Annotated in this window: 16 protein-coding genes; 4 read left to right on the top strand and 12 right to left on the bottom strand. The window is 46.6% G+C overall.

What is annotated here, in order from left to right:
• The 3 genes from A4E24_RS03300 to A4E24_RS03290 all read right to left on the bottom strand — a co-directional run.
• On the bottom strand, positions 1-185 hold a 185-nt coding region (locus tag A4E24_RS03300), incomplete at its 3' end, for an ABC transporter ATP-binding protein (RefSeq protein WP_292351637.1).
• On the bottom strand, positions 182-1252 hold the full coding sequence (locus A4E24_RS03295) for an iron ABC transporter permease (RefSeq protein ID WP_292351636.1): 1071 nt from the start codon (positions 1250-1252) through the stop codon (positions 182-184). The genes A4E24_RS03295 and A4E24_RS03300, both read right to left, overlap by 4 nt.
• 29 nt (positions 1253-1281) lie before the next feature.
• A complete protein-coding gene (locus tag A4E24_RS03290; protein ID WP_292351634.1) occupies positions 1282-2445 on the bottom strand; it encodes an iron ABC transporter substrate-binding protein in 1164 nt (387 codons plus the stop codon).
• Between the two features lie 205 nt (positions 2446-2650).
• Between A4E24_RS03290 and A4E24_RS03285 the strand changes: the two genes are divergently transcribed.
• Both A4E24_RS03285 and A4E24_RS03280 read left to right on the top strand, forming a co-directional pair.
• A complete protein-coding gene (locus A4E24_RS03285) occupies positions 2651-2794 on the top strand; it encodes a hypothetical protein (RefSeq protein ID WP_292351633.1) in 144 nt (47 codons plus the stop codon).
• A gap of 139 nt (positions 2795-2933) precedes the next feature.
• On the top strand, positions 2934-3485 hold the full coding sequence (locus tag A4E24_RS03280) for a hemerythrin domain-containing protein (RefSeq protein ID WP_292351632.1): 552 nt from the start codon (positions 2934-2936) through the stop codon (positions 3483-3485).
• Between the two features lie 297 nt (positions 3486-3782).
• Here A4E24_RS03280 and A4E24_RS03275 read toward each other — a convergent pair whose 3' ends face one another.
• On the bottom strand, positions 3783-4142 hold the full coding sequence (locus A4E24_RS03275) for a winged helix-turn-helix domain-containing protein (RefSeq protein ID WP_292351630.1): 360 nt from the start codon (positions 4140-4142) through the stop codon (positions 3783-3785).
• Between the two features lie 51 nt (positions 4143-4193).
• Positions 4194-4979: a hypothetical protein gene (locus A4E24_RS03270; protein ID WP_292351629.1), complete on the bottom strand. Its 786-nt coding sequence runs from the start codon at positions 4977-4979 to the stop codon at positions 4194-4196.
• A gap of 226 nt (positions 4980-5205) precedes the next feature.
• Between A4E24_RS03270 and A4E24_RS03265 the strand changes: the two genes are divergently transcribed.
• Positions 5206-5607, top strand: coding sequence for a DUF1699 family protein (locus tag A4E24_RS03265; protein ID WP_292351628.1), 402 nt, complete (start codon positions 5206-5208; stop codon positions 5605-5607).
• A 12-nt stretch (positions 5608-5619) separates the two neighbouring features.
• Here A4E24_RS03265 and A4E24_RS03260 read toward each other — a convergent pair whose 3' ends face one another.
• Both A4E24_RS03260 and A4E24_RS03255 read right to left on the bottom strand, forming a co-directional pair.
• Entirely contained in the window at positions 5620-5799 is a 180-nt protein-coding gene (locus A4E24_RS03260; RefSeq protein ID WP_292351627.1) for a hypothetical protein, read from the bottom strand.
• 167 nt (positions 5800-5966) lie between these two features.
• Positions 5967-7646 carry an SMP-30/gluconolactonase/LRE family protein gene (locus A4E24_RS03255; protein ID WP_292351625.1) on the bottom strand — a complete coding sequence of 560 codons (1680 nt, stop codon included), beginning with the start codon at positions 7644-7646 and terminating at the stop codon, positions 5967-5969.
• Between the two features lie 268 nt (positions 7647-7914).
• Between A4E24_RS03255 and A4E24_RS03250 the strand changes: the two genes are divergently transcribed.
• Positions 7915-8169 (top strand): DUF3795 domain-containing protein, encoded by a 255-nt coding sequence (locus tag A4E24_RS03250; RefSeq protein WP_292351624.1) that lies wholly within the window; start codon positions 7915-7917, stop codon positions 8167-8169.
• Between the two features lie 250 nt (positions 8170-8419).
• Here A4E24_RS03250 and A4E24_RS03245 read toward each other — a convergent pair whose 3' ends face one another.
• The 5 genes from A4E24_RS03245 to gatE form a co-directional block, all read right to left on the bottom strand.
• Positions 8420-9601, bottom strand: coding sequence for an argininosuccinate synthase (locus A4E24_RS03245; RefSeq protein ID WP_292351622.1), 1182 nt, complete (start codon positions 9599-9601; stop codon positions 8420-8422).
• A 55-nt stretch (positions 9602-9656) separates the two neighbouring features.
• A complete protein-coding gene (carB, locus tag A4E24_RS03240; protein WP_292351620.1) occupies positions 9657-12884 on the bottom strand; it encodes a carbamoyl-phosphate synthase large subunit in 3228 nt (1075 codons plus the stop codon).
• Positions 12884-13981: a glutamine-hydrolyzing carbamoyl-phosphate synthase small subunit gene (gene carA / locus A4E24_RS03235; RefSeq protein ID WP_292351618.1), complete on the bottom strand. Its 1098-nt coding sequence runs from the start codon at positions 13979-13981 to the stop codon at positions 12884-12886. The genes carB and carA overlap by 1 nt, the downstream gene beginning before the upstream one ends.
• A 118-nt stretch (positions 13982-14099) precedes the next feature.
• A complete protein-coding gene (locus A4E24_RS03230) occupies positions 14100-15032 on the bottom strand; it encodes a DPP IV N-terminal domain-containing protein (protein ID WP_292351616.1) in 933 nt (310 codons plus the stop codon).
• Between the two features lie 143 nt (positions 15033-15175).
• Positions 15176-17077: a Glu-tRNA(Gln) amidotransferase subunit GatE gene (gene gatE / locus A4E24_RS03225; RefSeq protein WP_292351639.1), complete on the bottom strand. Its 1902-nt coding sequence runs from the start codon at positions 17075-17077 to the stop codon at positions 15176-15178.
• Between the last annotated feature and the right edge of the window lie 44 nt (positions 17078-17121).

Genomic DNA, 17121 nt, shown 5'->3' with positions numbered 1-17121 from the left:
TCGATAAGTATCGTACCCCTTTTGGGTTTGAGGATAGCGTTCATACACTTTAACAAAGTGGTCTTTCCTACACCGTTCGGTCCTAATATGGATAGTATCTCGTTCCTTTTCAGATGGAATTCTATATCTTTCAATACTTCTTTACTCCTGTATTGGAATTCCACACCATCTACTTCAAGTATCATATTCTTCTCCCCTTTAGTATAAGGTAAATGAAAGTAGGCGCACCCAGGAAAGATGTCAGCACAGCAACAGGTAGTTGGTATGGCTGCATCATGAGCCTTGCCGTGGTGTCAGCGCAAAGTAGTAGCAGGGCACCCATTACCATGCTTCCTGTCAGCAGGAAACGATGGTCATCACCGATAAGACGTCGCGTCATGTGAGGGCAGATGAGTCCCACAAAGCCTATGACGCCCAGGAATGCCACGATGATGGCAGTGACAAGGGACGCCCATAGCATACCCCAGAGCCTCACTTTTTCCACATTCACTCCAAGCCCTTTGGCGGTCTCATCGCCTGCATCAATGGCATTGTATTTCCAGCGATTGAATGTGAAATATATCATGGAGGCACCTACTATAGCAGTTATGAGCCCAAGTTCCTCCCAGCTTGCCCTTGCAGTGTCCCCAAATGTCCAGAACACCATGGAGGCCAGTTGCACATCATCGGCAAAGTATTGCAGGAACATTGTCCCGGCCGTGAACAGCGAGCCCATTGCAACTCCCACAAGGATCATTACCTCCGGGCTAGTGCCTCTTATCTTTGAAAAGCCCAGGATGACCAAGGTGACCAGCATGGCAAAAACAAATGCTGCTACAGTGGTTACATAGGGATTATTTATTGTGACTGCATCCCCTACCCTGCTGCTGGTGCTCCCTGCACCCAGTATTATGACGGAGAATGCTGCACCGAAGGCTGCAGCGTTGGATATCCCTAAGGTGAAAGGAGAGCCAAGGGGATTACGCAGTATGGATTGCATCACAACACCTGTAACTGCCAGGCCTGCACCGGCTACAATGGCTGTCAGGACTTGCGGTAAACGGACGTTCCATATGATGCTGTCCCAGGTTGTCGAGACTGTGTATCCGGCAAGCGTCCTCACTACGTCCAGTGGCGGGATCTCCACGGATCCTGTGGCTATTGAAAGCACGCCTGCCACAAGTAAGAGCACAAGACCTACCAGTATATATGTTCTTTTTTTGGCTGTATGCTCTTTATACCTGCCGGCTATGTCCCCTTCCTGAAAGTTCATTTCCTTTCACCATTAGTGTTTTTCCATTCTCAGACGTCAAGCTTCGTGAATGCAGGAACCGAGAAGGCGTTGATCATTTTTTCATACACCTGGCGGCCTACTTCCTCATCGCCCCTTCCAACCAGGAAAGTATATATCTCGATGGTCTTGTCCTCCAGGTCCACGTCCTCAAAACTTTCAGGATACAGGAGCTTGCCTGCAAAATAGGCATCAGCAAGCACAGATCCGTAGTTCTGTGTGTACCAGTTGTATGGGAGCACTCCGTAAACCTCTCCTGTTTGCACTGCTGTAAGCTTTCTGTAAGACACATCGTTCTGCAACTGGTACAGAGCGCTGGACTTGTCTTCTGACTGGGTTGTCGACAGATCCACAAATATTATCTCAGGGTCCCATCCAAGTATGCTTTCCTTGGAAACCTCTGCTGTGGTGAGGTTCATAGGATCATATGCCACGTTCTTTGCATTGATGAAGAGGAAGGGCGGATATGTTGGTTCTGTTGACTGAAAGCCGTGCGGGCCTGAGCGGGCTATACCACCAACGTAACATGTGGTTTCCTCTTCTTCGGGGACATCCGCAGTGCGCTCGTTCAGGTCTGCGATGGTGCTGTCAAAGAAGGCAATGAGCTCTTCGGCCCGGTCCTCTTTACCCATTACCTCTCCCATTATGCGGAGTGAGTTGTACATGTCAGCTCTGTTGTTGACCATATCTCCGTAGTTCAGGGCTATTACAGGGATACCGGTCTTTTTCTGCAGTTCTACAGGATCGTATCCTGATGTGGAATACATTTTGAAGATGACCTGAGGCTGCGGGTCAAGTGCCATTATCTTTTCAGGATCGTCATTACCTCTGAATTCCCCATAAACAGGGTACTCCTTGAACTGGGGGTTTGCAAGTGCGTAAGGTCTGGCATCGAATTTTGATTCCTCGGTTTCGATGCTGTCAACAGCAACTATCCTGTCCTGGGCTTCCAGATAAGTGAGGTATCTTAGAGCGCCGGAACCGGAGCATATGACATGCTCAGGGGATTTGGGCACTTCCACAGTTCTTCCAAGGGCATCTGTTACAGTGATAGTATCGTTATTATTCGATACGCTCTGGCTGGTCGATGAGCTGTCCATACAACCTGCACATAAAGTAGAAGCGATGACCAGTGAAGTAATTATAAATATTTTATATGCGTCTTTTACTCTCATTTGTATTGCTCCTCTAGCATAAAGATGAATTTGTTACTCCTATTTAGTATTAATAATTTTGTGTTTTTTAATATCAATTAAAATGAAAAATCTAATATATATTAAGTTTAATGGTAAAAATCAACTTAGCATAAATAAATAAGAAATTAGATCAGACAAATGATCTTCCAATAGTTGGTGTTATTTCCATTCAGGGGTACATAAAATGAAAAAGATAATTGATATATTGATGACATTGGTCTTCGTGATCACAATGTTATCAGTAAGCCCAGAAAAGCTGATCAATGGTGGAGAGGCTCCACAGGGAACAGAAATCGTACAGAGCTCCGTTAAAGCTCCCTGGATTTGAGATCCTCATTGGACTAATGGGGATTCTTGATGCTGTAGCTATAAGAGAGTAAATAGGATTGATATACAATCCTGGCTATGTAGAAATCATTGTATTATCAGCATAGTCTGAAATTAGAAACATATAGGAGTGATCATGAATGATGGGTGTTGAGGATTTAAGAAATGAGCACAGTGAAATAACTATAATGCTCGATATTCTGAAAAAGGTATGCAAATTGCTTGATGAGGGAGAAGATGTTGATCATGACCACCTTGAGCAGTTACATGAGTTCATGACTGTTTTTGTTGACGAGTGCCACCATGGGAAGGAAGAGGAATCGCTTTTCCCTACATTGGAGAGCATAGATGGAGATGAATCGAAAAAACTAATAGAAATTCTTCTTGCTGAGCACGAAACAGGACGTAAGTATGCAAAGGCTATAGGTGAGGCTATTTCTGACGATGATAAGATGGATCCTCAGAATCGTGCAAAGTTAATCAAATATGTAAGATACTACATCAGACTCCTTGTACAACACATCGATAAAGAAAACAATATTCTTTTCGCGCTGGCTGAAAAGAAACTTTCAGGCGAGCAGAACCAGGAGTTATTTGAAGAATTTGAGATCTTGGAAAAGGAAAAGATCGGTTTGGGCAAACACAAGCAATTACACGAAATAGTTCATCGTCTGGCTGATATTTATCTGTGAGCTAGTTTCAAAATCCTGCATTTTCAGATAAATCAAATTTTTTTGTACATATAAGATGAACAGTAATAAGTATTAGTTACTTATTGATCTAAAAGACTCTTTTGGAATTTTTGAAACTGGCTTATAATCACTACACAAATAAGAGTGGGAGAGAAAAAACAAATTTCCCACTAAAGGATGTACCTGATGCTATGCATAAGACTTACCTTCCCCGTGAACTCTGTGTTCTCTGTGGTCATTGTTGATGCCGTGTATCCCTGAGCATTTCTACAGAGCCATGATCCTAATTATTTAAAATCAGAGTTTCCGATTGACATTACCAGGTTTTACGTTTTCCAGATAAGCTTCACCCCTGGGTGAAAGATGATACTGTTCTATGCCATCGGCAGCTATTTTTTCAATATAGAGCGCATTTTCCAGCATGTCAAGATGGAATTTGGCTTGCATCCTGTCAACTTTGAAGCCGTTTTGTATATCTTCAATTGTCCTGTCAGCCTCTGCGAGAAAAGACAATATCTTCCTTCTTACAGGATTCTGAAGTGTTTTCAGACCTATGTCGTGGTCTTCTGTAGGATTGCGTACTATACCCTTTTCTTTTTTTATTTTCTCTATCCATTCTTTCCGACTACTCTTAAGAGGATCTTCTGACATGGGCATCAAACATAGTTATTGAAAATAGATAATACGTGTTTTGGTCCTATAAGCACATTAAATAGCAGAAGAATAGCTGGCAAAGGACAATTGTTGTTTTTCATGGATATTGGTATTGTTTTCCTGGCCATCGGCACCTTGAAGAGCAATAATGAATTTCCTTGCATGTTCCGGCTTTTTGAATACCAGGCGAATCGTCCGGTTCTTGAAGAAGTAGAGCCTGACATCCTCGGTAAGATATGATTCTCCGGGATCGATATGGATGCTCCGGGCTTTTAGCGGCTCTGCTGAATGGATGACAACATCGAGCATCTTCAGCAGGCTTTCAACACATTTTGTTGAATCCTGCAGATTCCCTGAGGCTTTTAGGTTGATCACAGTATCGTGCTTCACTTCGATCCTATCAGAAAAAAGCCTATCTCCATTTAGAGGAATGAGTTTTTGACAATCTGCCTTTATACGCTTCAGAGCATTGTTATTGTTTTGCAGGTATGTATCCAGTACGTACTCTGCTACCTGAAAAGCGTCGTATGCCGGCAATTTCTTTGCAAATTTGAAAACGTCCTCAAGATCTACAGGTAAAGGAGGATTTCCTATACTTTCAAGTAGAACGATCTGGTTGATGAACCGATCGATCATAATATCAATTGGATCTGAAAGGTTAACAGTATCCGCAAATGGAAATAAGAACAAAGATTGCCTCTGGCTTACAGGAACCTCTACCTTGATCCTCTCACATATCTGCTCAAGCTTATAGCGTGCCTCTTTTTGAGCACATAGCAAAAGGTTGAGGGTATTGTTCTGCAAAGTATAGATATAATCCCTAGGTCCGTGATCGTTCATGCCTAATGTATCTTATTTATTCATTGTATTAATGCTTTTTTGATATCGGCATGCTTCTATGAAGATTATTGGATATTTATACTACCTTTTGTGAGAAGTAGCACACACATTCTAACTATGTACAATATATTCAAAAAACTATAAATAGGATTATGCATCTACAAAAAATAGTGGATGGCAAAATTCTTTGTGTTGCGAAAACGATATTTTTAAAGGAGAATAAGATATGAAAATAAGAGTTGTTAGTTCCAAGGAAGAGATCAATACTTTAGATCCGAACGAAGAGATGGTGCACCTTGCATTCAGGCCGTCCAATACAGACATCTTAACACTTATAATGAAATGTCCACATATTAAAGCTCTGCATATTCCATCCTCTTACAGGAGAACTATTTCTAATTCTGTAACGATGTACCTTAAAATGAAGGGTATTGAACTGCTGGAGGGAGATGTATGGGGACATCGCAAGGATATCAATGAATATTCGGAGGTTTCCCCGAGCGTTTATGACCGCATAGATCAGTATCAGAAAAATGGGATGGCAGAACAGGACATAGTTGAAAAGCTGGTAAGGGAGACCAGGCTTAGCCCGGATTTCATCTCATTCCTCGTCAAGAACAGAAACTGATACAACGCCTGTCTATATGGCCGGCTCTTTTTTATTTATGCCTGTATCCAACAGCTTCCAACTACTCTCTGCAAAGAACATTGTTGAACATGTACCAACATTCCATGATTTTGGAGCAAGCCTCCAAAAATTCAAGAACGATAAAAGAACCTTAATGGAAAATGTTGGGGTGATTTCCTCGCTTGTGGCCATAAAGTTCACCTTGATGAAACTAAAAAGTATCTAAGAACCGTTGCCAAAATCCGAAATCAGATACAAGAAGCTAAAGATAACTGAATAAAAATAAAAAAAGAAAAAAGAGCATGCCTTTTGGCATAAACGCTTAATTATTTGCAGATCTTTACACGCCATTGGATCGGTCATGAACTGATCTGGATACGATAGAGCACGTTTGTTTTGTCTCCTGTTACATAGACTGTACCCGAAGGGCTCACGCCCACCCCATTGAATATGAATGTCGGAGGCAGACCCGGAATATTCGGTGCACCAACTTCCAGATCTTTGGCTATAGTGCTTGTTCCTTTGGTCTTAAGATCGATCTTCAACAGGCTTCTAGTACCGGTCTCAACGACCAGCAGGTTCCCATCCTTATCCACAGCAAGCCCCTCAGGGAAAGACAGATTAGTTGCAACCGGGATTGGTTCTGTAAGAGTCTCGCCATCTTTCACCAGCTGCATTACCATGCCTAAGTACCAGTCGCTTACCCATAGATCGTTATCTGTTGCAGCAAGTCCGGCAGGCACTGCCAGTCCTGTGACAAGCGGTATTCGGCTCGTATCGTTCACTCTTAGGACTTGTGCTGCGCCTTCTTCCATACCCAATTCAGCTACAACCAGATCTCCCTGGAATGCAATTGCATTCATGGGTACAGAAAAGTTAAGATATTCCTTAATCAACTTATGCTCAGCTGGATCCCATACCTGCACTATGTCATAGACCCACGATGAGATGACAAGATCCTTTCCGTTAGATGAGACCGTTATAGGTGAAGTGAGCTTCCCGGCTCCGGTTCCATTGTAGTTACTGATATCTCCCATGATGTGTCTTTCGACATATATCTCCTGACCTGTCTGCCCGTCCAGCTCGCGCAGGTAAGCAAGGTCAGCAATGAATACAGAATCATTTCCGGAATCGGGATCAGATTGAACAGCCACACCACCGGGTCCTATCATGCCTCCTTTGAGCACTTCCCTTGTGGTTCCGTCGGTTAGTACCTCATAGACAGTTCCACCTTCCGCAGAGGTGAAAAGACGGTCATTGGAATCAAAAGCTATACTATCCATCCTTTTAAGACCACTGGCTATAACCACTGTTGTACTGTTGTTAAGGTAAATGCGAGAAATCTCTCCTTTGTCATAATCAGCTACGTACAGATCTCCCGAAGAGTCAAATTTAACACATGAAGGGATACCAAAACCCTTTGCAACAGTAGTGATATTACCGGAATCCACGTCAATGCGTACAACCTCGCCTTTTGTCCATACAGGACCATACAGATATCCATCAGGACCCCAATCCATGCCGTTAAGCCAGCCTAGGTCTTTAGCGATAAGACGTGGTTCCATGGAAAATGCAGGATCCAGTTCGTAGAGTCCATCTCCCATGAAATCCAATCCAACGAAAAGACGCCCGTCGTCTGAAAAGGTAATAGAATTGACACCAGGTGCAATGGACTGATTTGAAATAGCCCCGTCAGGGGACAAACGTCCCACTTCCCCGACAATAAGATTAGTACAATAAAGAGAGCCATCCGGTCCGAAGATAAGATCATCGGGACATTTTACTCCACTCTCAATACCCAGCCTGTTCGTGATCTCACCAGTATCTGGATCAAGGACAACAATTTCCCCCCCATATACACTGGTAACATATAATTTGTCATTGCTGTCAAATAATATACCATTTGCATTGCGGACCTGTGCTCCATTTGCAATGATCTCAACCGTATACTTATCTTCGTTATCCGATAATTTACTGTATCCGGAAAAAAGAACTGCAGTGATCAACACAACTAAAGCTATATACCATATTAATTTCACAAAACCACCATTTTATTATATGTTGTTGTTGGGAAATAAGTATGATGGATTATATTATTCAAATGTATAATTAAAAAGAAATCTGGTAAAAAAGGAAAGATGAGATCATAGTCGGCATCCTGCCAACAATTCTGGGAGGAGGAATTCCGTTGTTCACCGAACAGGATAATATAAAACTGGAGCTGACCAAGGTCAGTTCGTATGAAAAGGGAATGGTGCAGATCCATTACAATGTTATTGGATAGAATTGACAAGATGAGGGATCATAATGATCGAGTCAAGATGTGGTCTTTTATGCAGTGAGTGTGAATATCGGGAGCCAATGAAATGTGATGGCTGTGTACAAATTAAAAAGCCATTCTGGGGAGAGCAGTGCCCTGTCAAGTCATGCTGTGAAAGCAAGAAGCTTGAAAACTGCGGAAAATGTGATATTTTTCCATGCGATATCCTGATGCAATTTGCCTATGACAAGGAACAAGGAGACAATGGTAAAAGGATAGAACAGTGTAAGAAGTGGGCGTGAAAATACGCCCATGAAAGTTAATAGTGTATTTAAAAATATTGCGGCTTTGTAGAAAACATACATATTATGTTTTAACCACTGAGTTCACAGAGAACACAGAGGATGGCAATATTTATTCATCTCCGTGAACTCTGTGGTTGCATCTGCCCACAGTTGGGATTGTAGCGTGACGATTTCTACAGAACCAATATTGCATCAAATGAACAAGTATAAAATATCAAATAACCGTATGCCTCCTCGGCATACGATCTCACTTCTCAACAAATCTCTTGTACAACCGTGCCTGGAAGCCATGGTATTTGGCAAAGCCCTCAGCGTCCTTCTGGTCGATGGAAGACGTGTCGAAGGATACGAGGTCTTCGGAGTACAGGGCATATGGTGATGTACGAGCCAGCAGTGTGACACTGCCCTTGTAGAGCTTCACGGTGACTGTACCTGTGACCCGCTCCTGGGTCTTGTCAATGAAGGCGTTCAGGTCATGGTACAGGGGCTCGTCCACAAGACCGGAATAGGCAAGCTCGGACCACTGCTCGTCCACGATCTTCTTGAACTTGAGCTCAAGCCTGGTAAGCACCAGCTTCTCCAGGTCCCTGTGGGCTGCGAGCAGTACGGTGGCTGCCGGGTGTTCATAGTTCTCCCTTGCTTTAAGCCCCAGCACGCGGTCCTCGATCATGTCGGTCCGCCCCACGCCATGGGAACCTGCGATCTTGTTGAGCTGTTCGATAAGCTCCACGCCGCCAAGTTTCCTGCCTCCCAGGGAAACAGGCACGCCGTTCTCAAAGCCGATCACAATGATCTGAGCCTCCGGCGCCTTCTCAGGGGATACCGTCCACTGGTAGATCTCCTCAGGAGGTATGAATCCGGGATCTTCAAGCTTACCGCCTTCGATACTGCGGCTCCAGATGTTCTCGTCCACGCTCCACGGCTTGGCGGTGGTAGCTGCCACCGGGATACCGTGCTTTTTGGCATAGTCGATCTCCCACTCACGGGTGAGGTTCATATCCCTCATGGGTGCCACAACGTCCAGACTGGTGAGCCTGAACACAGCCTCGAACCTCAGCTGGTCGTTACCCTTACCGGTACAGCCATGAGCAAGTGCCACTGCACCCTCTTTTTCAGCAACTTCCACGACCTTCCTGGCAATGAGCGGACGGGCCACGGAAGTGCCCATCACATAACCCTCATAGTCGCCATTGGCCTTGATAAGGGGAAAGATGTAATCCTTCACGAACTCAGCCTTTGCATCAATGGTATAGTGTCCGTCGCTGATCTTCTTTGCCTTCTGTTCAGCCTCCAGCACTTCCTGCCTGGGCTGTCCGACATCCACGGACACGGTAATGACCTTATCGTAACCGTATTCTTCCTTAAGTATAGGGATGCATACGGAAGTATCCAGTCCCCCTGAATAAGCGAGCACTACTTTCTTTGACATGATATTTCCTCAGAATATACTCGAGTTATAACAAGAAAAGTAAAAAAGGGTATCCTTAATTAAGGATCTCCTCATGGTATTCGTTGATGGACTTGGTGATGATCTCACCGGCCTTCATGGCCTCAATGGCCCTGGCTGCAGCGATGGCAGCCTGGATGGTAGTGATGTACGGTATATTGAAGTCCACAGCAGCCCTGCGTATCCTGTAACCGTCCTTGCGGGCCTGCTTGTTGATAGGCGTGTTTATGACCAGGGATACCTCGTTCCTGCGCATCATATCGATGACATTGGGGCTTCCCTCACGCACCTTCTTGATGATATCCATCTTTATCCCGTGTTCTGCAAGGTATTCCGCAGTGCCGTCAGTGCCTATGAGCTCTATGCCGGCATTCTTCAGTATGCGGGCAACTTCCACAAGCTGTTCCCTGTCGGCTCCCCGGATGGACATGAATACCTTTCCGGTAAGGGGTAATAAGTTATCCGCACTGAGCTGCGCCTTGAAGAAAGCACGCCCGTAGTCATAATCTATGCCCATGACCTCGCCCGTGCTCTTCATCTCAGGACCCAGTACCGGATCTGCGCCCGGCAGCTTATCGAAGGGCAACAGCACTTCCTTGACAGATACATGTTTCACCTGTGGCTCCTTATCAAGACTGTAACCCATATCCTTCAGGGAATGACCCATGATGACCTTTGCAGCGATCTTCGCAAGCGGAAGTCCGACAGCCTTGGAAACGAAGGGCACTGTCCTGCTTGAACGCGGATTTGCTTCCAGCACATACACGATGCCATTCTGTTTTGCCATCTGGATGTTCAGCAACCCCTTCACGTTCAATGCCAGTGCGATCTTACGTGTGTAGTCCCTGACCGTTTCCAGGGTCTCTTCAGTAAAGGATTGAGGCGGTATCACACAGGCAGAGTCACCGGAATGCACACCGGCTTCCTCAATGTGTTCCATTATAGCGCCTATGAGCACATCCTTGCCGTCACATACAGCATCCACATCGATCTCTAATGCGCTCTCCAGGAAATCATCAATAAGGATAGGGTGCTGTGGCGAGACCCTGACGGCCTCACGCATGTACCTTTCCAGATCGTTCTGATCGTACACTATCTCCATGGCCCTGCCTCCAAGTACGTATGAAGGCCTCACGAGCACAGGATATCCAATGCGTGCAGCTACCTCAAAAGCGCCTTTCTGGGATGTGGCATAACCCGCTTCAGGCTGGTTGATACCCAGCTGCTTCATCATGATGTTGAACTTTTCCCTGTCCTCTGCAACATCCATGTCCGCCGGGGAAGTGCCCATGATAACGGTTGGGAGATCCGTGCGCCTCCTCAGTTCCTTTTCCAGGGGTATTGCCAGGTTCACAGAGGTCTGGCCACCGAACTGCACCAGCACCCCATCCGGCTTTTCCCTCTCAATGACGTTCATGACATCCTCGAGCGTCAGGGGCTCAAAAAAGAGCTTGTCAGAAGTGTCATAGTCAGTGGATACGGTTTCCGGGTTGTTGTTAATGATATGGGCTTCGATACCCTCTTCCCTGATAGCTGTTACAGCGTGCACGGTACAGTAGTCGAACTCAATACCCTGACCTATCCTGATGGGACCTGCACCCAGGATGAGTACCTTCTTCCTGTCAGATGGATTGATCTCACACATCTGTTCGTAGCATGAATAATAATACGGAGTTTCAGCCGCGAACTCTGCAGCACAGGTATCCACCATCTTGTAAGTGGCAACAATACCTGCATTACGCCTCATGTCATTGATCTCTGCGCGGGTCCTGCCAGTCAGCTCGCCAATGCGCTCATCAGTGAAGCCCATACGTTTGCTTTTCCTGAGCAGGTCCGTCGGAAGAGCACTCTTTGAAGCAGCTTCCTTAAGAGCGTTCTCCATATCGATTATATTCCTGATCTTCCTGAGGAAAAAAGGATCGATAGAGGTAAGCTCGGTGATCTCCTCTATTGAAAAACCTGTGGCAAGGGCTTTGTAGATAGCGAACAGCCTCTCACTCGTCGGAGTTTTCAGAAGTGCACGGATCTCATTCTCGTTCCATTCCCCTTTGCCGAAGCACATATCAATGTCCAAGGACCTTATTGCCTTGAGCATTGACTCCTCAATGGTCCTGCCGATGGCCATTACCTCTCCTGTGCTCTTCATTGCAGTGGTCAGGGTCTTATCTGCTGTCACGAACTTATCGAATGGCCAGCGCGGTATCTTTGTAACAATGTAGTCAATGGTGGGTTCAAAGGACGCGGGGGTCTTCTTGGTAACATCGTTGAGGATCTCATCCAGCGCCATGCCTATTGCTATCTTTGCAGTGACCCTTGCTATCGGATACCCTGTGGCCTTGGATGCCAGGGCCGATGAACGGGATACACGCGGATTGACCTCTACTATTCTGTATTCCCCATCCTTCACAGCGAACTGGATATTACAGCCGCCTTCAATTCCCAATGTACGGATGATCTTAATGGCCGCAGTTCTGAGCATCTGGTGATCTTCATCGTTAAGTGTCTGGGAAGGTGTGACCACGATGGACTCGCCGGTGTGGATACCCATGGGATCGATGTTCTCCATGTTACATATCACGATACATGTGTCATTGGCATCCCTCATGACCTCGTACTCGAACTCCTTCCAGCCCAATACGCTTTCTTCGATAAGCACCTGGCTGATACGGCTACGTCGAAGTCCCCGTTCAGTTATTTCCAGAAGCTCCTCACGGGAATGGGCTATACCTCCACCGGCACCTCCCAGGGTATAGGCCGGCCTTATGATAAGAGGCAAGCCCAGCTCATCAATGAGCCCTTCTGCTTCTGCCAGTGTGGACACTGCCTTGCTGCGTGGCACTTTTTCACCGATGCTCTCCATGGTCTCCTTGAAGAGTTCACGGTCCTCAGTGTTCTTGATGGCCTGGAGCGGCGTGCCCAGCAGTTTTACGCCGAACTTCTCGAAAACACCCATCTCAGCAAGCTCGCTGGTGATATTAAGGCCTGTCTGGCCACCTATGCCTGCAATGATACCGTCAGGTCTCTCTTTTTCAATGATCTTAGCCACAGTCCTGGGGTCAAGCGGTTCTATATAGACAGCATCTGCCATTTCAGGATCTGTCATAATGGTGGCAGGGTTGGAATTAACGAGCACCACCTGTAATCCCTCTTCCTTGAGGGACCTGCAGGCCTGGCTGCCTGAGAAGTCGAACTCTGCTGCCTGGCCGATGGTGATCGGACCTGAACCTATGAGCAATACTTTCTTGATATCTGTCCTCTTGGGCATCACTGCTCACCTTCCATGAGCTTGAGCACTTTACCGAAGAATATCTTCTCCGTATCCATGGGACCCGGGTGTGCATCGGGATGGTACTGCACACTGAACATGTCAAGATACTTGTGAGCTATACCTTCAACGGTCTTATCATTTGTATTGACCTGGGTCACAACCACATCCTCAGATCCGAATGAGTCACCGTCCACCGCAAAACCATGGTTCTGAGAAGTTATGTGTACTATGCCTGTCTCGAAGTCCTTGACCGGCTGGTTCGCTCCCCTGTGCCCGAACTTCAGTTTGTAGGTCTCCGCACCCAGCGCCAGGGACAATATCTGATGGCCCAGACATATGCCCACAATGGGCATCGTTCCGGCAAACTCCTTTACTGCCTCGACAGCGTTCTTTGCCTGCTTTGGGTCACCCGGACCGTTGGAAAGGAAAAGCATATCAGGCTCGTATGATCCTATCATTGAGGTACTTGCGTTCGCAGGCACCACCGTGATATCAATACCCCTCTTGAGCAGGCTTGTGGTGATGCTGCGCTTCATACCCATATCCATGAGCACAACGTGCTTTGGGTTGTAAGGGTCCCTCAAGGGGCTTTCCAGCCTGTAAGGTTCCTTGCAGGTTACCATCGATATGTAATCCAGTTCAGATATGTGCGGCTGTTTCCTGGCAAGCCGCACGGCTTCCTCTCCGTCATCACTGCCATTGATAAGGGCTGCACGCAGTGTACCATGTTCACGCGTCTTGATGGTCAGCATGCGAGTATCGACCCCGGCTATACCGGGTTTCCCCTCATCCTCCATAAGCTGGAAGATAGTACGTTTTGATCTATGGTGGGAAGGCTCAGGGCAGGCTTCCCTTACCACAAGGCCTTCCGCCTTGACCCCGTCAGATTCGAAACAATTGTTGCTAACACCGTAATTACCGATAAGCGGATAAGTGAACATCAGGATCTGCCCTTTATACGAAGGGTCAGAAAGTGCCTCCTCATAACCTGTATATTGAGTAGTAAAAACCAGTTCTCCAGAAACTATGCCTTCAGCACCGAACCCGGTGCCTTGAATAATCGTTCCATCTTCTAATCCTAGTACTGCATTCATCGTAAGAACCTGGGTATACATGAAATGAATAGGCTATAAGTATTGCGATGGTAACGTAACCTCCGGTAGATAATCGTATATATACTTTTTTATTATGGACGTTCAAGAGTCCACCGTATCAAACAAAACCGACCTTTTTCAGGAACTTGCGGATCATGAAGATCACAAAGACGAGTACCACCATACCGGCGGCGCTGATCACAAGCCAAGGCTTTTCGGTCAATAATTGATCTAGGGGAGATGATCCTTTTTCATCCTGTATAACGATTTCTTCCTGTTCTGTATACTCAGATATCGAAAGACCATCTTCAAGGGTCATCACCCGGATGTTGAACTCACCGCTGGCATCAGATACGTAAGCTATCCTTTTTCCATCAGGGCTCCACGCGGGACCTTTTTGGATACCGCTATCTGATGTAAGCTGTATAGCACCTTTTCCGTCAGCGTTCATCAGCCATATATCCTGATCACCGCTTCTGGTGGATACAAAAGCCATCCAGGTCCCATCCGGACTTACTTCCGGATCGGTGTTCTCGAATGTGTCATTCGTAAGTTTGAGAGTGCTTCCGGTTGCGACATCAGTTTTGAGAATATTACCCTGAAGCGAATAGAAGATGTATTTGCCGTCCGGACTCCAGGAAGGGTCTTTTTCATTCCCTTTTCCATCTGTAAGCCTTATCTTGGAAGTACCGTCGGTTGCCATTACCCATATATCATAATCATTGCCTATCCTGGAAATGTAAGCAATGCGACCACCATCCGGACTTAGGGCAGGCTCGCGGGAATGAGCGTTAGTTGTAAGCTGTCTGCGCCCCGTACCGTCAATACCGATCCTGTGTATGCTGATGAACTTGGACGAAAAAGCATCTACCTGCTCCGAAGCAAATAAAATGGAATTACTGTCATAGAAAACAGGATCACCATCCCATGACATGCTACCATATAATTTTCGGGACCCGGAACCATCTGCATGGGCTATCCATATATCCTGGTCCGATGCATACACAAGTTTTTTCCCATCCATGCTCCATGCAGGACTGTCCTCGTTCACACCACTTGTAACCTGTATATCTTCCAGTACCGGTGAGCCGGCTGAAGTACTACAAAAAAATAGAAATAAGAAGATGAAGGAAAAAGGCAGGCAAACTGCTTGATTATATTTACAAATAAATTTACGATTTAACATTAATTGAATTATATACTTAGGAATTTATTAATCTTTTGTTTGAGCAGTTCGCTCAATATTTTCCCATCCACCTTGCCCCTGAACTCAGCCATTACTACCCCCATAAGAGGACCCACGGCACCAGCACCTTTTTCTTTCACAAAGTCCTGCCTTTCATGGATCATGGAATCAATGAATTTCTCGATCTCGGCAGTATCACTGCCCGAAAGGCCAGCTTCTGCAGCAGCCTTCTCCGCAGGCAATCCAGGTTTCTGTGCAAGTATCCTCAGCACAGGATCGATGCCTTCTCTTGAAAATGCAGCCTGTTCCACCAGAGAGAACACCTGTCTGAAATGATCATCGCAGAGTCTGTCGATGTCCACTGCATCACGTTTCAGCTCAGGCAGCATGCCCGTAAGGGTACGGGAGATAAGGGTCGGTGTCACGATCTTCCCATCCTGGAAACGTGCGACCAGTTCCTCGAACAAGGGAAGATATGGAGAATACACGATCATATCTGCAAGCTCGCTGCTTAAGCCCAGCGCAGCAGTGAACCGTTTTGACTTTTCAGTAAGCAGTTCAGGCACTTGGAGGCTCTCAAAGTGTTCCTTTGAAATATCCGCCTGGGGTACATCGGTCTCAGGGTACATCCTTGCCGCTCCCGGCAGTGGCCGCAGGTAGGAACTATTGCCATCGGGAAGGGCCTTGCGTGTCTCTTCCGGCACACCCATAAGAGCTTCCTTTGCTCTTTTTATCACACTTTCCATAGCGCTCCTGGCACGCTTCTCCACATCTGCCACCATTATGACCGCATCTCCGTCCTTTGCACCCACTGCCTGGCGCAGTGCAAGCACTTCTGCCTCTGTAATGCCATAGTTCGGCAGTTCGTCGGTGTGGAATATCCCCCCAACTCCCGATGTTTTGGCGCGGTCAGAGAACTCTGTGCCAAGCCTCCTGCCAGGCTGGACTTCCCTGCCCACGAACCCGGCAAATCCCGGAAGCAGTATGGCAAGCACCTTGCCTTTCTTCAGGGACTTCTGTATGACCTTGGATGTGGTCCTTTCAAATACACCGGTCACATCGAATATCTTATCATACACAGAAGCGTCTTTTGCCAGCAGTTCATCCCTTATCTCAAGCAGGTTCGCCTGACGCTCCACTTCCCTCTCCACAAGCATTTCCAGGATATCCAGAGCCTGTACTCCCTTAAGCTCCACCCTGGCACCTTTTGCTATGGAGATGTTCACATCCTGGCGGATAGTGCCTAAACCCCTTTTCACCTTGCCTGTGGAACGCAGCAGCATGCCGATCTGCTGTGCCGTTTCTTTTGCATGTGCCGGGGATATGATATCCGGCGCCGTACCTATTTCCACAAGAGGTATGCCAAGCCGGTCCAGGGAATATATCACCACATATCCCTGATCCTCTATCTTCTGGCACGCTTCCTCTTCAAGACACAGCACATCCACACCCACATGCCCCTGGGAAGTCTCCAGATAACCGCCCTTTGCAAGGAAAGCTGTACGCTGGAAACCGCTGGTATTGGAACCGTCCACTACGATCTTACGCATTACGTGCATCTGGTCCACAGGCTGCATGTGCAGCAGTTTGGTGATCACAAGAGCAATGTCCAGAGCTTCCGGATTTACCTCGGTGGGTGGTTCGTCATCGTTTTCCACAAGGCACGTGGAATCATAGGCCTTATAGCAGTATTTACGGTTGAGCTTGGACTGTTCCAGAGCCGCCCTGTCTGTCTCCCCCATCTCACTGGCCGTGGGACGCAGGAACCTGAAGAACTCAGAAGTCGATTCCTTGATATCCCGTATGATCGTGGGGCACCTGCAGAACAGTTTCTGCTTTGAGTCCAGCTGCTGGTGGATCTCAAGCCCGCATTTCAAACCAAGAGCTCTGTAATCTAATTTATCAGCCATGTTATCAGCCATGAGAATTGGTCCCCTTCAGGAATTTGGTCTTG

The sequence above is a fragment of the Methanomethylovorans sp. PtaU1.Bin093 genome, assembly GCF_002067275.1.
Taxonomy (GTDB): domain Archaea; phylum Halobacteriota; class Methanosarcinia; order Methanosarcinales; family Methanosarcinaceae; genus Methanomethylovorans.
Note: the sequence above shows the minus strand (reverse complement) of the source record. Positions and strands in the feature narration are given on the sequence as shown.

Coding starts and splice junctions, on each gene's coding strand:
- A4E24_RS03295 (WP_292351636.1), bottom strand. CDS start 1,252: ATGAACTTTCAGGAAGGGGACATAGCCGGCAGGTATAAAGAGCATACA.
- A4E24_RS03290 (WP_292351634.1), bottom strand. CDS start 2,445: ATGAGAGTAAAAGACGCATATAAAATATTTATAATTACTTCACTGGTC.
- A4E24_RS03285 (WP_292351633.1), top strand. CDS start 2,651: ATGAAAAAGATAATTGATATATTGATGACATTGGTCTTCGTGATCACA.
- A4E24_RS03280 (WP_292351632.1), top strand. CDS start 2,934: ATGATGGGTGTTGAGGATTTAAGAAATGAGCACAGTGAAATAACTATA.
- A4E24_RS03275 (WP_292351630.1), bottom strand. CDS start 4,142: ATGCCCATGTCAGAAGATCCTCTTAAGAGTAGTCGGAAAGAATGGATA.
- A4E24_RS03270 (WP_292351629.1), bottom strand. CDS start 4,979: ATGAACGATCACGGACCTAGGGATTATATCTATACTTTGCAGAACAAT.
- A4E24_RS03265 (WP_292351628.1), top strand. CDS start 5,206: ATGAAAATAAGAGTTGTTAGTTCCAAGGAAGAGATCAATACTTTAGAT.
- A4E24_RS03260 (WP_292351627.1), bottom strand. CDS start 5,799: ATGGCCACAAGCGAGGAAATCACCCCAACATTTTCCATTAAGGTTCTT.
- A4E24_RS03250 (WP_292351624.1), top strand. CDS start 7,915: ATGATCGAGTCAAGATGTGGTCTTTTATGCAGTGAGTGTGAATATCGG.
- A4E24_RS03245 (WP_292351622.1), bottom strand. CDS start 9,601: ATGTCAAAGAAAGTAGTGCTCGCTTATTCAGGGGGACTGGATACTTCC.
- carB (WP_292351620.1), bottom strand. CDS start 12,884: ATGCCCAAGAGGACAGATATCAAGAAAGTATTGCTCATAGGTTCAGGT.
- carA (WP_292351618.1), bottom strand. CDS start 13,981: ATGAATGCAGTACTAGGATTAGAAGATGGAACGATTATTCAAGGCACC.
- gatE (WP_292351639.1), bottom strand. CDS start 17,077: ATGGCTGATAAATTAGATTACAGAGCTCTTGGTTTGAAATGCGGGCTT.